Origin of the sequence: Pseudomonas sp. VS40 (assembly GCF_018587885.1) — a bacterium.
Classification (GTDB): Bacteria; Pseudomonadota; Gammaproteobacteria; order Pseudomonadales; family Pseudomonadaceae; genus Aquipseudomonas; species Aquipseudomonas pergaminensis.
In genome coordinates this window covers 293908-309678 of record NZ_JAGYWD010000007.1, presented here as the reverse complement: position 1 = coordinate 309678, position 15771 = coordinate 293908, and the positions used below count along the sequence as shown (strand labels likewise).

Annotated in this window: 9 protein-coding genes; 3 read left to right on the top strand and 6 right to left on the bottom strand. The window is 62.6% G+C overall.

The window, feature by feature from the left end:
- Nucleotides 1-11 precede the first annotated feature (11 nt).
- A complete protein-coding gene (locus tag KHP07_RS22120; protein WP_214498040.1) occupies nt 12-4910 on the bottom strand; it encodes an alpha-2-macroglobulin in 4899 nt (1632 codons plus the stop codon).
- Nucleotides 4911-5160: 250 nt separating this feature from the next.
- On the opposite strand from KHP07_RS22120, the gene KHP07_RS22115 reads away from it, so the two are divergent.
- Nucleotides 5161-6498, top strand: coding sequence for an MATE family efflux transporter (locus KHP07_RS22115; RefSeq protein ID WP_214498022.1), 1338 nt, complete (start codon nt 5161-5163; stop codon nt 6496-6498).
- On the opposite strand, the gene KHP07_RS22110 is transcribed toward KHP07_RS22115, so the two are convergent.
- The 5 genes from KHP07_RS22110 to KHP07_RS22090 all read right to left on the bottom strand — a co-directional run bounded on the left by KHP07_RS22110 (nt 6443) and on the right by KHP07_RS22090 (nt 11561).
- The gene (locus KHP07_RS22110) at nt 6443-7336 is read right to left on the bottom strand and encodes an alpha/beta hydrolase (RefSeq protein WP_214498021.1); all 894 of its coding nucleotides are present in this window, start codon (nt 7334-7336) and stop codon (nt 6443-6445) included. The two genes, KHP07_RS22115 and KHP07_RS22110, sit on opposite strands and share 56 nt — an antisense overlap.
- Before the next feature lie 98 nt (nt 7337-7434).
- Nucleotides 7435-9348 (bottom strand): arginine decarboxylase, encoded by a 1914-nt coding sequence (speA, locus tag KHP07_RS22105; protein ID WP_078046681.1) that lies wholly within the window; start codon nt 9346-9348, stop codon nt 7435-7437.
- 143 nt (nt 9349-9491) lie between these two features.
- Nucleotides 9492-9863 carry a translation initiation factor Sui1 gene (locus KHP07_RS22100; RefSeq protein WP_025857628.1) on the bottom strand — a complete coding sequence of 124 codons (372 nt, stop codon included), beginning with the start codon at nt 9861-9863 and terminating at the stop codon, nt 9492-9494.
- Nucleotides 9864-10044: 181 nt separating this feature from the next.
- The gene (locus tag KHP07_RS22095) at nt 10045-10581 is read right to left on the bottom strand and encodes an NUDIX hydrolase (protein WP_099493455.1); all 537 of its coding nucleotides are present in this window, start codon (nt 10579-10581) and stop codon (nt 10045-10047) included.
- A 2-nt stretch (nt 10582-10583) separates the two neighbouring features.
- Nucleotides 10584-11561: a DUF2333 family protein gene (locus KHP07_RS22090; protein WP_371322043.1), complete on the bottom strand. Its 978-nt coding sequence runs from the start codon at nt 11559-11561 to the stop codon at nt 10584-10586.
- A 388-nt stretch (nt 11562-11949) separates the two neighbouring features.
- On the opposite strand from KHP07_RS22090, the gene KHP07_RS22085 reads away from it, so the two are divergent.
- A complete protein-coding gene (locus KHP07_RS22085; protein ID WP_214498020.1) occupies nt 11950-13620 on the top strand; it encodes a response regulator in 1671 nt (556 codons plus the stop codon).
- A 53-nt stretch (nt 13621-13673) separates the two neighbouring features.
- Nucleotides 13674-15635, top strand: a complete 1962-nt coding sequence (locus KHP07_RS22080; RefSeq protein ID WP_099493456.1) for a methyl-accepting chemotaxis protein — start codon at nt 13674-13676, stop codon at nt 15633-15635.
- Nucleotides 15636-15771: the final 136 nt, after the last annotated feature.

The following is a 15771-nucleotide window of genomic DNA, read 5'->3' as shown; positions in this document are numbered from 1 at the left end:
AGCTGAGACCTTCACCGCCCCTTGATCACCAGATCCGCCGGTGTCTCCCCCACCGCCTGCCAGTTCGGCCGGTACATCGACTCCACCTGCGGCGGCGGCACCCGGTATGTACCCGGCGTCACGGCACGCGCCAAGTAGAGCAAGTGCGTAGTGCCAGAGCCTTCCAGATTGATCGCCGCCACATAGCGGTCATCCCTGAACTCCTGGTGTTTGAGCGACGCATTCTGCATCGACTCACGCCACTCCTTCACCTGGCTGCTGGCGTTTTCCAGGCTGGCAGCACTTTGTGCCAGGTTCTGGTTTTCCAGCTCCAGGCCGGCGGGCAACAGGTCCACCACCAAGGCATCCGGCACACGCTGCTTGGCGCTGACCGCCAGATGCACCAGCACCAGATCACCGCTGTTGAGGTTGCGCAGGTTCAGCGGCTGGCCGTTCATGCCCAGGTATTCGCGGCGGATGCTCAAGTTGTCTCCGCCAGGCGCCGGTGGCACCTGTGGATAACCCGAGATCGTCAGTTGCTGGTACACCGGCGTCTCGCCCTGATTGCTCAGGCTCAGGTCGCTGGACAGCAGTTTGCCTTCCAACTCCAGCGTCGGCTGCTGGTTGTTCAATTCCTGCACGCCGCCACTGCCGGTGAGCGACACCTGCCAGTTCGCATCCGGCTTGGCGAACCCCAGGCGCCCAGCCAGGAACAGCGAGTTACGCTCCTGGGTCGACAGATAGGGGCTGGCCGCCAGCTGGTCGGATAGGGTGAACAAGCGCTCCTCACGCTTGCCCTTGGCCAGGTCGTTCTCTTCCAGCAGCGCCAGGATCATCGCCTGGTCCCGCAGCGGGCTGCCGTAGTCGGCCAGCCATTCGTTGACATTGCGCTGCGCAGAGAGCCCGGCGAGCAAGGCTTGGTCCGCGCGCGGCTGGTCACCCATCTTCTGCAACGCGACAGCCAGCTGTACCAACGGCAAACCGGAGCGCGCATCGCTTCGCCGTTCGAAGATGCTGCGCAGCGCCCCCAACGGCGCCTGTTGACTGCGCGCCAGTACCATGCCGGCGTAGGCCTGCACGGCAAAGCGGGTGTGGTCGGCGTTATCGCTGTAGTCGACGTCGATCAGGTTGCGCTCCTGCACGTACCGCAGCAGGCGCTCGCTGGCATTCTTCAACGCTTCAGGCGGCACGGCAAAACCCTTGTCACGGGCACGCAGCAGGAAGTCGGTGACGTAGGCCGTCAGCCAGTATTCTTCTTCGCCATCAGCGCCCCACAGACCGAAGCTGCCGTTGTAGCGCTGCATGCCCAGCAGGCGTTCGATGCCCAGCTCGATCTTGCGTTTGCGCTCGCTGTCCGACTCGCCTTTGATCGACAGGCGCTTGAGCAATGCATCGTCGGCGTACAGCGACGGGTACAGGCCGCTCGCGGTCTGTTCCAGGCAACCGTAGGGGTAAGCCTTGAGTGCGCTGATCTGCGCACCGAGGTTCAGCGGTGGCCGGCTCGACAGGCTCAGCAGCGCCTGGCGCCCCGAGGCATCGAATTGATCCAGGGTGCCCACCGGCAGGTTCCATGGCTGATCCTTGAGCACTGCACGGTAATGCTTGAGCAGTGCCGGATATGCAGGTCGCACACCCAGCGTCCATTCACGGGTGAACGGCGGCAGGTTCTCGCCCGGCAGGTCCAGGCCATTCACGGTCACCTTGACCTTGCCCTGGCCCAACCCGCCCCAGGCTTTCACCGGGATGCGCAGGGTGGTGCGCTGGCCTTGTTTCAATTCGACGGTTTGCGCACCACCGTTTGCCAACTCCAATTGCCCGTCGGCGCTCAGTTGTACGTCGAGCTTCTGCGCCTTGCCCGACAGGTTGGACAGGTCCAGGGCCAGCGTCGTCTGGTCACCACCGGCGAGGAAGCGCGGCGCCGACAGCTCGGCAATCAGCGGTGCAGCGATCACCGTCTTGGCTTCGGCCATGCCGTAGCGGTCGTCGGTCCAAGCCTGGGCCATCAGCCGCAGTTCGCCGTTGAAGTCGGGAATATTGACGCTGACTTCGCCCTCGCCTTGCTCATTCAAGGTCACGGGTGCGCTTTGCAGGGCGACAATGGTCACGCTGGTGTCCGGGCGCTTGCCGCCCTTGGCCAACGCCGCATCACCGCCAAACGCCAGGCTGGCCAGGCGGCCCTGCCCGGCTTCGATCAACTGGCCGTAGATATCGAATTGGTCCACGCCATAGGCCTTGCGGCCAAACAGGCTGGAGTACGGGTCCGGCGTCGGGTATTCGGTAATATTGAGGATGCCCACGTCCACCGCGGCCACCAGCACATGCACCTGTTTCGGCACGCTGCCATCGGCATTGCGGGCGGCGACTTTCACGGTCAGTGGTTGTTTGGGGCGCATTTTTTCCGGTGCTGTAAGGGTCACACCGAGTTTGCGCTGGGTACGATCCAAAGGCAGGTGCAGCAGGCCCACCGCCCGTTTGGGGGTGATATTGGCCTTGCGCTCGCCCGGGCGAATCACCAGGGCACTGACGTACAGGTCATGGCGCGACCATTTCGGGTCGAGCTTCACCGCGAAGCTTTTGCCTTCGGCCGGCACATCGATTTCCTGCCACCACAGTGGCCCTTCGGCGGACTCCACCAGCAGGTAGCCTTTGCCGGCTGCCGGCGGCGTCACGGTGACGTTGGCGGTGTCGCCATCGCCATACGCGGGTTTATCCAGCGCCAGCTTGACCTGGTCCGGGCGCACGGCGCCGCCTTCGGTGTTGTCCTGGGCTTGGTAGCCGGCCCAGAAGCGCAGGCTGCTGACCAGGCCGGTCTGCGGGTCTTCCACTTCGACGCGGTATGGGCCCCACTCCACCTGGAAGCTGACCTTGGCCGTGTCGCCGGCCTTGATGTTCAGGGTCTGCTCGTCGAGGTTGAGGAATTTCTCGTTGAAGTGATAGCTCCAGCCATCATTCTCGGAGTAGTTCCAGTAGTAGTCACGGCGCTCGCGCACCAGGCGCACCTTGAGGTTTTGCGCGGCGAGTTTCTGCCCGTCCTGGTTGGCCAGCAGCACTTCGAATTCCGCCGGGCCATCGCCATTGGTTTCCGTGCCGTCAAACAACCCGCGCAAGCCCGGCAGTTGCTCGGCCGGCCAGATCGGCTGCACCAGGCGCCGCGTGATCGGCCGCCCACCCGACTCTTGCAGGCTGGCCTGCACGATCAGTTGCAGCGGCGACTTGGCCTCGGCCCACTTGCTTTCCAGGGTCAGCTCTTCTTGGCCCTTGGCGTCGAGGACGCTTTCTTCCAGCTCAAAATCCTGGCTCAGTTCTTCTTCGGTCACGGAGCCGAACTGGTAGCCCGGCAGCGACTTGACCGCTTCGCGCAAAGGCCGCACATACACTTGCCCACTGACCCGGTTGCCCGACGCAGGCGCGCCATACAGGTAACGCCCGTTGACTTGGATCACCGGGCTGTCTGCCGGGCTCAACGCCGTGTCGCTGCCCTTGAGTTCCAGCGCCAGTCGCTCGGGCAGGAAGTCTTCGACGAGGAATTCATACAACTGCGGCTTGCCATCGCCCAGGTCAAACACCAATTGCCAGCGCCCGGTCGGTGATTCGCCGGCCAATTGCAGTTGATATTGGTAAAGGCCAGACGCATCGGCATCCCAGACGAATTTGCGGCTCACCTGCTCATCCGGGCGACGCACTTCGACACTCACCGGCTGCGGTTTGACGGCATTGCCATCTTTGTCCCGCAGCAGGGCGTTAAGCAGCACGGTTTCGCCGGGGCGATACAGATCACGCGGGCCAAAGACAAAGAACTGCAAGGGATGAGACGGTTGGCCGCCGATGTCGAACTCAGCCAGGTCCAGTGCCGCGCTGTCGAGGCGCAGCAGGCTGGTCTGTTCGCCCTGCTTGGCCAGCAGCACCTGGGCCTTCTTCGGCAGCGGCAATTCGGCGTGGCCGCCCTTCTCGGTCTTGCCCTGGCCCAGCACGCGGCCCTCGGCGTCGAGCACTTCGAGGTCAACGCCATCCAGTGCCTTGCCGCCTTCCAGCGCCTGGGTAAACACGTCCAGGCGATTGGCGTAGCGGTGCACCGACAGGCCGATATCACTCAAGGTAAACAGCGTGGCCGGCTGGGAATAGTTGTAGGTGCCCGAAGCACGCATCACCGCCAGGTACACGCCCGGCTGCTGCAATGGCTTGAGACCGGCGATGGGCAGCAACAGGGTTTCGCGGGTGTTGCGCGCCGGGTTCAGGTCGAAACGGCCGCCGTAGACCAGGTCGGCCATCGGTAGCAGCTCGCGGGATTCATAACTTTGCAGGCTGGTGTTGCGCCCCCACTGCGCCAGGAACGACGGCAGGGACTCGGGCTTGATGCGGAAGAACTCGACGTCGATTTTGTCGACGTTCAGCGCGATCACCGGCAGGCCCTCGGCCAAGCGGGTCGGCAGCAACGTGCCACGGCTGGCGAAGCCAACAGTGGCTTGCAGGTCACGGGTTTCGAGACGGGCGATGTACTCGGCGGGCAGCAGGTTGTTGTTCACCGCCTTGAGACCGGGATCAACCGTCAGCACCAGTTTGCGCTGCGGCTCCAGATGGCGCAGGCGCAGTTCCATCAGGTTGTCGGAGATTTCCCAGGCCCCATCGACCTTGCCGGACTTGCTGTCCACCAAATGAAGTTTGTCGGCGAATTTCTGGTCGGGATCCAGCGGAATGGAAAAGCTCACCGACAAGGTGCTGGCCCCGTCAAGCTGCACCTCGGACACGTCCACCACGCTTAACTCACGCCCGGCGTACCGCTGCTTCAGCGCCGCCACATCCACCGCCGCCTTGGCCGGTTTGGGGGCCACTGTCGCCGCTGTGGGAGCGGTCGGGGCAGCCGGTTTATCGGAGGAATCGCAGGCGCTCAGCAGGGCCAGCGCACAGGCAAGAAACAGTCCTTTGTTAAGCACGCTTTTATTAAGCATGTGAGCACTCGTAGTGAGAGGGGTCCGAAGGGTGAACTATATATCAGCCTGCGTGGGGCCGATGTGGCGCTGGTCACATTGACCGACGGAGGGCAGTTTGGTTCTGGGCAGGGATAGCGTGCCAGCCGAATCCCACAGGCAAAAGAGCTCACCTGTGGGAGCAAGCCCGCTCCCACATTGGTTCTGCTGCGCACCTGATGGATAGGTACAATGCCGTTCCTCTGAAGGAGCCCGCATGCCCACTTTGCTCACCGACTGGCGCCACCGCCCCACCCACCGCCGCGTCTGGGCCCTGGCCGCGCCGATGATCCTGTCGAATATCTCGGTGCCACTGGTGGCGCTGGTCGACAGCATGGTCATCGGCCACCTGCCTCACGCTCACCAGTTGGGCGCCGTGGCCGTCGGCGCCAGCCTGTATACCTTTCTCGCCTGGGCCATGGGGTTCCTGCGCATGGGCTCCACCGGCTTCGCCGCCCAGGCTGCCGGGCGCAATGATGGGGCTGCACTGCGGCAAATCCTGCTGCAAGGCCTGTTGCTGGCGCTGGGTTTGGCGATGCTCCTGGGCACGGTGGGTATTCCGCTGAGCCACCTGGCGCTGGAGTGGATGCAGCCTTCGCCCGAACTGAATCAACTGACCCGCGAATTCTTCCACACCCGCCTGTTCGGTTTGCCCGCCGCGTTGGCCAGCTACGCGCTGGTGGGCTGGTTCCTCGGCACGCAGAACGCCCGCGCGCCGCTGGCGATTCTGCTGACCACCAACCTGGTCAACATCGCCCTGAACCTGTGGTTTGTACTCGGCCTGGATTGGGGTGTGGTCGGCTCCGCCCGCGCCTCGGTGATTGCCGAATGGACCGGCGCCCTGCTCGGCCTGGCGATGACGCAAAACGCCCTGCGCGCCTACCCCGGTCATATCGCCTGGGCAGCGCTGAAAGCGTGGGAGAGCTGGCGCCCGTTGCTGGCGGTCAACCGCGACATCTTTATCCGCAGCCTCGCGCTGCAATCGGTGTTTTTCATGATCACCGTACAAGGCGCCCGCCTCGGTGACGCCACCGTGGCGGCCAATGCATTATTGCTCAACGGCCTGCTGCTGACCGCCCACGCCCTGGATGGCTTGGCCCATGCGGTAGAAGCCCTGTGCGGCCACGCAATCGGCGCCCATGACCGCCAGTCCCTGCGCCGCTCGCTGGTGGTGGCCGGTGGTTGGTCGTTGATCGCCAGCATCGGTTTCGCCCTGCTGTTCACCGTTGCCGGCCACCTGTTCATCGCCATGCAGACCGACATCCCCAGCGTGCGCGAAACCGCCGACCTCTACCTGCCTTATCTGGCCGTGCTGCCGTTGATTGCGGTGTGGAGTTACCTGCTGGATGGCCTGTTCATCGGCGCAACCCGCGCGCGGGAAATGCGCAACGGCATGCTGCTGACGGTGCTGCTGACATTGCCATTCGCCTGGGCATTGCAGGCCTTGGGTAACCACGGGCTGTGGATAACCTTCCTGCTGTTCATGGCTTTGCGCAGCCTTACTCTGTGGGCGATTGCCTGGCGCTTGAACCGGCAGGATCAGTGGCTTGGATAAACGCTGTCGCCCGGTCCAATACCGGTGCCAACCAGCGCAGCGGTTTAGCGATTGCAGCCACCAGCGTCTGGTGATTGGTCTTGCCGAAATAGAACACCTCCACTGGAGCACCTGCCGCCCGCAACTTGTCAGCCAACCCGCCGGTATTGCGCGTGGGGTTGACGAGCTTGTCGTCCGTCGAGGCCATCAACAGACTCGGCGGTGCGCTGGCGCTGACGTGGTTGATCGGCTGGGAATCCGGCGGTGAATCGGGGAAGAAAAACACCGGTTTCACCTCAGGGTTTTCAATCGGCAGGAAGTCATAGGGGCCAGCCAGGCCGATCCAGCCTTTGAAGATTGACGGCGTCAGGCCAACCTCTTTCAGCCAACGCGCATCCAGCGCCAGCATCGACGCGTTGTAGGCGCCGGAGCTATGCCCCATTACATAGAGCTGGTGGGGATCACCACCATGTTCGGCGATGTGTTGATAGGTCCAGGCAACGGCGTGGGCGTTGTCTTGGAGGAACGCGGGATATCGCACTTGCGGGTAAAGCCGGTAATCGGCGATCACCACCACGATGCCGCGTGAGGCCAGGGCTTCGCCGACGAAACCATAGTCGTCCCTGGAGCCGCTGTTCCAGCTGCCGCCGTAGAAGAACACCACCACGGGGGCGTTGGAGATAGCAGGAGCTGGCCGGTAGATATCGAGTTTCTGGCGGGGATCATCGCCGTAGGCGATGGCCGAGGTTCTGGTAAACGTGCTGGAAGGGGTGAGTGCGTTGAGCACATTGATGGGGGAACAGGCCGCAAGGCATGCCGCGACGGCCAGGGTAAACGCTTGCAAGAATACTCTCGACATCGCCAACCCCTTAGACCTGTGAAGACTGACTTATGTGGTGAGCGGGCTTGCCCCGCGCGAGGCAAGCTCGCTCACCACAAAGAGCACGTTGTACGCGGTTATGAGGACAGGTACGAAGACCGTGTCAGGCCCAAACGCAGCGCATCCAGGAACTGGGTACGCTCCGCCGCACTGATCTTCGCGCTCGCACACTTGTCGCGGTAATGCGTCATCAACTCCTCCGGCGACAAGTGCACGTAGCGCAGCATGTCTTCGATGGTGTCGTGGGTCTCGATCCCGGCGCTGTACACCGAACCGTCTTCACGCTGGTAGATGTTCACCGAATCGGTGTCACCAAACAGGTTGTGCATGTCGCCGAGGATTTCCTGGTAAGCCCCCACCAGGAAGATGCCCAGCAGGTAGTCCTCGCCTTCGTTCAAACCGTGCACCGGCAGGCTGGTCTCGATCGACTGCTCGTCGACGTACTGCTTGATCTTGCCGTCGGAGTCGCAGGTCAGGTCTTGCAGTACGGCACGGCGCAGCGGCTCTTCGTCGAGGCGGTGCAGCGGCAGGATTGGCAGTACCTGGCCGATGGCCCAGGTGTCCGGCAGGCTCTGGAACACCGAGAAGTTGCAGATGTACTTGTCGGCCAGCTTGTCGTTGAGCTCGTCCAGCACCTGGCGGTGCGAGCGCTGACGGGCCTTGAGCGAGTTGTGCAGGCGGCGGCACACGGCGAAGTAGCACTGCTCGGCCAGGGCTTTCTCGGCCAGGGTCAGTTTGCCGTCGGCGTACTGGGTGGCCACGTCGCTCATGTAGTGAGTGGCGCGCCAGTAGGTTTCGGTGACCATCTCGATGTCGGTCGGCCCCAGCAGGTCCACCAGCCATTGCACGGTTTCCGGCAGGCTTTCCTTGTTTTCGATGGTCGGGATTTCGTCGTTGTGTTTCTCGACGTCAGTCACCTGCACCACCAGCATGGCGTGGTGGGCGGTCAGGGAACGGCCGCTTTCAGAGAAGATGTTCGGGTGCGGCAGGCTCTGCGCGTCGCAGAATTCCTTGAGCATGCCCACGACCACGCCGGCGTAGTCGTCCATGTCGTAGTTGATCGAGCTGGCGTTACGCGAGTGCGTACCGTCGTAGTCCACGCCCAGGCCACCGCCCACGTCGATGTGGTCCACCGGCAGGCCGAGGTTGCGCAGCTCGCCGTAGTAACGGATGGCTTCCTTGAAGCCGTGCTGGTAGTCGGCCAGGTTGGCGATCTGCGAGCCCATGTGGAAGTGCAGCAGGCGGATGCCCTGATCCAGGCCCGCCGCGCGGAAGCGCTCGACCACGGACAGCAACTGCGCCGCCGACAGGCCGAACTTGGACTTCTCACCGCCGGTGTCTGCCCACTTGCTCGACGCCAGCGACGACAAGCGCACGCGCAGGCCGACCTGTGGCTTGACCTTGAGGCTGGCAGCCTCTTCGATCACCAGCTCAACTTCGGATTCTTTCTCGATCACGATAAACACGTTGTGGCCGAGCTTCTGGCCCATCAGCGCGAGGCGGATGAACTCACGGTCCTTGTAACCGTTGCAGACAATGGTGCCGCCCTTCGGCGCCAGGGCCAATACCGCCAGCAGCTCAGGCTTGGAGCCGGCTTCAAGGCCGATGGACACGTTCTGGGTGGCGATGATGTTCTCGATCACCGCTTCCTGCTGGTTCACCTTGATCGGGTACAGCGCGGTGTACTTGCTCTGGTATTCCAAACGCTCGATGTTGGCATCGAATGCCCCGGTGAGCTGGCGCACGCGGTCTTGCAGGATGTCGGGGAAGCGCACTAGCAGCGGCAGCGAAAGGCCGCTTTTACGCAACTCGTCGACTTGCTCGTACAGATCGACCGGCGTGCTGTTCGGGCCGTTCGGACGGACTTCTACGCGACCGGCTTCATTGATCGCGAAATACCCGGCCCCCCAATGGCGAATCCCGTAAACACTGCGGCTGTCCGCAACTGTCCATTGGCTGCCATCGTCTTTGCGTGTGCGTCGTACGGACATCGAAGTCCCCTATAAATGAAGGCGAAAGCGCCGCCCCTGGTTGAGGCTGGCGCAGTCTAAAGAATGAAAATGACGATTTGCCTGCGTGCAAGGTAGGACCCCACGCGCAGGACAGAGTTTAGACACAGGTCGGGAAGAGGCTCTCAGCCGCCGGACTTCTTGGCCTTGTACCCGAGCTTGATCAGCTCGGCCAACAGTAGCTCGACGTGATCGCCCTGGATCTCGATGACACCGTCTTTCAACGCACCACCGGTGCCGCAGCGCTTTTTCAGCGCAGTGGCGAGTTCCTTCAGCGCGTCTTCGGCCAGCGGCACGCCGGTGATGGTGGTCACCGTCTTGCCGCCACGGCCCTTGCTCTCGCGTCGCACGCGGGCAATACCGTCGCCTTCAGGGATCAGGGTCTGTTTGCAGGTACACGAATCCACGGGCTGACGACAGTCCGGGCAGTGTCGACCTGCGTCGGTGGAAAATACCAGGCCACCAAGGGCGGCGAAGGATGCGGCTTTTTTGGCCACCGGCAATCCTCTTGGGAGGACAAAGACTGATCGACACCTTCGAAGAGGTTGTCGACCGCGAAGCCCCACTCAGGCAGGGGCAGCGCTACCGAACCGCCAAGGCGGTTCGGGTGAAAAGTCGCGCAGTGTAACCACAAAAAGCCGACTTGCTAAGAGCCAAATGGCGCCAATTTATGCAACTTTAGCGACGCAACGCCAGATAGCGCCGCAACCCCTCTTGGGCGTCCGGGCAGTAAGGCTTTTGTTCGGCCTCCTGCAGGACGGTTTCGATAGGTAAAAAGCGCGCTTCCATGACCTCTTCCGGCTGCAGGCGCAGTGGCCCATCCCAGACGGCAGAGTAGGATTTACACCAGAGCCGGCTGTCGCCATCCTCGAAATAGAAATGGTCGTGCTCGACCAACTCCACTCCGCTGACGCCCAGTTCTTCCTCCAGCTCGCGGGCGGCCGACAGTGAATAGGATTCACCCGCCGCCACCATTCCACCCGCCGCCGTGTCCCAGAACCCTGGATACATGGCTTTGCTTAGCGTGCGCCGATGCACACACAGCTCGCCACGGGAGTTGAACAGGAAGATAAAAGTGCAACGGCCAATCAGGCCGCGCTGGCGCAGGTCGGACCTGACGAGGGTGCCGAGCAGGGTGTCCCGCTCGTCGACCCAGCAGATCAGTTCAGCATCGGAAGCCGCGCGGTGTGCGGCCTCCTTTTGAGTAGCGTCCATCATCAACCCTGGTTGAGTAGCTGACGCAAGTCGATCACTGCAGCGTTTGCCCGGGAAATATAGTTGGCCATCACCAGCGAGTGGTTCGCCAACACGCCGAAGCCACTGCCGTTGAGAATCATAGGACTCCAAACCGGCTCTTGCGAGGCTTCCAGCTCACGAATGATCTGGCGCACGCTGACGGTGGCGTTTTTCTTGGCCAGCACGTCGGCAAAGTCGACTTCGATGGCGCGCAGCAGGTGCGACAGCGCCCAAGCCTGGCCACGGGCTTCGTAGAACACGTTGTCGATCTGCATCCATGGGGTTTCCACCACTTCTTCATCGACCTGCGGCACCTCACCCGGCGCCAGCGCTTCGGTTTTCAGTGCGGTGTTGAGCTTTACCCGGCCAACGCTGGCCGACAGGCGTTGCGACAGCGAACCCAGGCGGGTAGCGACATCGCCCAGCCAGTTGTTCAGGTTGTCGGCACGCGCATAAAACAGCGCGCCCTTCTGATTCGGGTCGGACAAGCGCGCTTCATAGCGGCTCAGGGAATTGATGCCTTCCTGGTACTCGGACTCGCTGGACGGCAGCACCCAGCTCTTGTTGTCGAAGTTGAAGCGTGGCTCGGCCTTGGCCAGATCAGCGTCTTCGGCCGACTGCGACTGCGAACGGGCAAAGTCTTTACGCAGGGCGCGGGTCAGGTCACGCACCTGCACCAGCACGCCGTATTCCCAGCTCGGCATATTGTCCATCCACAAGCCAGGCGGGAAGCGGTCGTTGGAAATGTAGCCACCGGGTTTGTTCAGCAGGGTGCCGACCACGGTCTTGAGGGTTTCGACGGTGGTAAAGCCCACCACCATCTGCTTGCCGTCTTTTTCGGCGGCAATCTGTGCGTTCTGCTGGACCGGAAACAGCGCCGGCTCTTCGCTCCAGTACCAGCCCAGGGCGCCGGTGACCAACAGGTACAGGCCGAGCACGCTGAGCACGGCACGGCTCATCAGCACGGTACGAAGATAGCTGCGGTTGGCCGACTTGGGCTCAGGGGCGGGGCCTTTGGCACTGCCTGCACGGTTTTTCCAGTCCAGCATGGCGATATCCTTTCAATCACTTGAGTTCATGCACTTGAATTGATGGCGTGCGTTCAAACACTCCGACCACAACCCTACCCCATCGTGCCCGCGCGTGCGGGGGTTTTCGCCAAACTGGCGCACAGGAGGCATTGGACTATAAAGGATGCACGCTTTTTACGCTGCGCGACCATCGAGTCAGCAACTGAATACGCGGAACACGTAGTTTATTGATGTATGACACTCATCCCATGGAAAAGAGGTGCTAGCATAGAGCCATCAGTCGACCTCAGCATGCACCCTAACTAGTAGTCAGGATATGACCGAGCCAGAAGACCCCAGCCGTGAGCGTCTCAAGCAGCACTTTGCCCAGCGGGTAATTCATCAGGCACGTCAAATTCTTGAGATCTGGCAGCGCCTGCAACGTAGCGAATGGACCGGCACCGACCTTTCCGAACTCAGCGAAGCCAATTTGCGCCTGCTGCGTTTCGCCGAGCGTTTCGAACAACCGGAACACAGCCAGTTGGCGCAGCACATCGGTGCATCCCTCAAGGCGGTGGACGAGAACCGTGGGCGCCTGAGCAGCCACCTGATCACCGAACTCAACCGTTTGATGCAGCGCCTGTCCCGCACCGGCCTGCGCCAGGGCGACCAGCTGGAACAAACCTTCCTGCCGCCGATGCGCAAGCCGATCTACGTGATGCTGGCCGATCACGACCGCGCCGAGCGCCTGGCCAAGCAGCTGGAGTTCTTTGGCATGAGCGCCCAGTCCCTCGACAGTGTGGCCGCGTTTCGCGCGTCGATGGCCGAGCGCCTGCCTTCGGCCATTGTGATGGACGTGGATTTCTGCGGCACCGGCCTGGGCCTCAAGCTCGCCGTCGAAGCCCAGGAAGGCCTGGAACAAAAGCTGCCGCTGCTGTTTTTCAGCCTGCACGAAACCGACACCCCTACCCGCCTGGCCGCCGTGCGCGCCGGGGGCCAGGAGTTCCTGACCGGTACGCTGGAAGCCTCCAGCCTGCTGGAAAAGATCGAAGTGCTCACCTGCGTCGCCCAGTACGAGCCCTATAAGGTGTTGATCATCGACGACTCGCGGGCCCAGGCGCTGCACACTGAGCGGCTGCTCAACAGTGCCGGCATCGTCACCCGCACGTTGATCGAACCGATCCAGGCCATGGCCGAGCTGGCGGACTTCCAGCCCGACCTGATCATCCTCGACATGTACATGCCTGCCTGCACCGGTACGGAACTGGCCAAGGTGATCCGCCATAACGACCGCTACGTCAGTGTGCCGATCATCTACCTGTCGGCCGAAGACGACCTGGACAAGCAACTGGATGCCATGAGCGAAGGCGGCGACGACTTCCTCACCAAACCGATCAAGCCGCGCCACCTGATCACCACCGTGCGCAACCGTGCGGCCCGCGCGCGCAACCTCAAGGCGCGGATGGTGCGCGACAGCCTGACGGGGTTGTACAACCACACTCACATCCTGCAACTGCTCGAAGACTGCAGCTTCCGCGCACGCCGCGAGAACAAGCCACTGAGCTTTGCCATGCTCGACATCGACCACTTCAAACGGGTCAATGACAGCCACGGCCACCCCATGGGCGACCGCGTGATCAAGAGCCTGGCGCTGTTTCTCAAGCAGCGCCTGCGCAAGACCGACTACATCGGGCGCTACGGCGGTGAGGAGTTCGCCATCGTGATGCCCGATACCGATCTGGAATCGGCGTGCCGGGTGCTGGATGAGATTCGCGGGCGTTTTGCCGAGATCCATTACCCGGCCCAGCCCCAGGATTTGTGGTGCACCTTCAGCGCCGGACTGGTGGAGCTGTGCGACGGCTCCGACAGCCTGATGATGGCCGCCCAGGCGGACGAGGCGCTGTACCGCGCCAAGGATGCCGGGCGTAACCGCGTACAGGCCGCACGCACATCAAAGCAAAGTGCCACCTTTTCACCAGAATCAACTGATTCGGTCATAACCTTGTAATGAAAACGCAATAACTTCAGGCACTTATCTTTTGCCGTCGGTTGAAACCACGCATGCGCCTGAAGCTGCTGACCAATCTCAATACCCTTCTTCTAGTGGCCGTATGCCTGGCGCTCGGGGCGACGCTGTGGTGGTCGCAACGGGCGCTGGAACGGCCTTACCTGCTGATGGAGCGCTACCTGAGCCTGTCGCAGACCTTCCAGAACCAAGCCGCGCGCAATATCGACGACTACCTGGCCAGCGGTGATGCGCTGCGCTTGAGCAGTGCCAGCCAGAGCCTCGAAGGCGTGTTGCAGCATCTGGATGAACTGCCGGCGGACCTCGCGCAAAACCTGCGCCCGAGCCTGGTAGACCTGGACACATTCAGCAAGACCGACTTGCTGGCTGCCGGCAAGCTGGCTGGCGACCCACAAGCCTTGCTGCTGCAGGCCGAGCGCGAGTTGGGCGCGAACCTGGAACAACTGAGCCAGTACGCTATCGGCGTGAATTCCCCCGAAGCTGCACGCTATCTGCCCCCCCTGCTGGCTGCCGCACAGCACCTGGGCAAACTGTCCCTGGCCCGCGACAAGTTGGTGAGCAGTGGTCGCGCGGAGCTGGCCGATGATGTGGAGCGTGAAGTCGGCAACATCCGCAGCCAGGCTGATGTGTTGGAACAATTGCCGTTGCTTGGGGTGAAGGCCAGCGCCGACTCCAACACCGATGATTTTTCTGCGCTGATGGGCTTGGAAAACACCGAAAAAACCGAAGCCCAGGACACCGGCGTCGACCTCAAGCGCGAACTCAACAGCCTGTTGACCCGCTACCCCGCCGAACTCAAGCGCACCCGTGAACAGATCCAACAACGCGCCGACCTGGCCGCCAGCACCCACCTGAAAATCAATGCCGTGCAGCAAGCGATCGCCGGCCTGGAACCGGTGGTGCGCGCGCAGCACGGCAAGATCCAGGGCGAAGTGCGCCTGATGCAAGGCGTGATGATCGGCCTGATCCTGCTGATCGCACTGCTGATCGACACGCTGCAACGCCGCCTGGCGCGGGTGCTGACCAACCTGGCGCCGGCCTTGTCGACTTGGGCCGAAGGTGACTTCAGCCGGCCGATTGCCCTGGGCAAGACCAACCGCGAGTTGCACGATATCGAAGCCTCGTTGAACCGCCTGCGGGCCTACTTGGTTGATCTGGTTGGTACCATTCGCGGCAATGCCGAGGAAGTCGCCGGCAGCAGCCGCGCCCTCGCCGAACTGAGCAGCGGCCTGCACGACGGCGCCGAGCGCCAGGCCGGGGATACCGCGCAGATCCGCGATTCGCTGGGCGAACTGGAAGCGACCATCCAGCAAGTCGCCGGCGATGCCAGCCAGGCGGCGGGCGCCAGCCGAAGCGCTGGCCAGGCGGTGGAGCAAGGCCAGCGCGTGATCGGCCTGAGCCTGACCGGGCTGCACGCCCTGGTGGGCGAAGTGCAGCAAAACGCGCAGATGATCGAAAAACTCGCTGAAGAATCCGCCACCATCGGCGGGGTGCTGACCGTGATTCGCGCCATTGCCGACCAGACCAACTTGCTGGCCCTCAACGCGGCCATCGAGGCCGCGCGCGCCGGTGAGGCCGGCCGTGGTTTTGCCGTGGTCGCCGACGAGGTCCGTTCGCTGGCCCAGCGTACCGCCGGGGCCACGGCAGAAATCCAGACCTTGATCGCCGGCCTGCAAAACGCCGCCCACCAATCCGTGCAAGGCATGCGAGCCCAAGTCGAACATGCCGAAGCCACCGCCCAGCAGGCGCAGGCGGCGGACGGCGCGCTGGATGAAATTGTCGGCGCGATCCAGACCATTTCCGACACCGCCGTGCGCATCGCCGATGTGACCGCGCAGCAAAGTGGTGCCGTCAGTGAAATTCGCGACAACAGTGAGCGGATTCACCAGTTGGGCGAGGACAACTTGCTACGGATTGGGCAGGGCCGCAGCCAGGGTGAGCACTTGCTGGTGCTGGGTGGGCAACTCAACACGGCCGTCCAAGCCTTCCGCGTCTGACACGATCTTCAGCCTTATAGAGATCAAATGTGGGAGCAATTGCTCAGCATCTGTAACGGATCCACCGCCATCGGGGGCAAGCCCCCTCCCACATTTGACCTTCATGGCATTCACGAGCGTATTACCCATGACCGGA

Bases quoted from the DNA above. Each gene is read 5' to 3' on its own strand.
- KHP07_RS22115 (WP_214498022.1), top strand. From the start codon at position 5,161: ATGCCCACTTTGCTCACCGACTGGCGCCACCGCCCCACCCACCGCCGC.
- KHP07_RS22110 (WP_214498021.1), bottom strand. From the start codon at position 7,336: ATGTCGAGAGTATTCTTGCAAGCGTTTACCCTGGCCGTCGCGGCATGC.
- speA (WP_078046681.1), bottom strand. From the start codon at position 9,348: ATGTCCGTACGACGCACACGCAAAGACGATGGCAGCCAATGGACAGTT.
- KHP07_RS22095 (WP_099493455.1), bottom strand. From the start codon at position 10,581: ATGGACGCTACTCAAAAGGAGGCCGCACACCGCGCGGCTTCCGATGCT.
- KHP07_RS22090 (WP_371322043.1), bottom strand. From the start codon at position 11,561: ATGAGCCGTGCCGTGCTCAGCGTGCTCGGCCTGTACCTGTTGGTCACC.
- KHP07_RS22085 (WP_214498020.1), top strand. From the start codon at position 11,950: ATGACCGAGCCAGAAGACCCCAGCCGTGAGCGTCTCAAGCAGCACTTT.
- KHP07_RS22080 (WP_099493456.1), top strand. From the start codon at position 13,674: ATGCGCCTGAAGCTGCTGACCAATCTCAATACCCTTCTTCTAGTGGCC.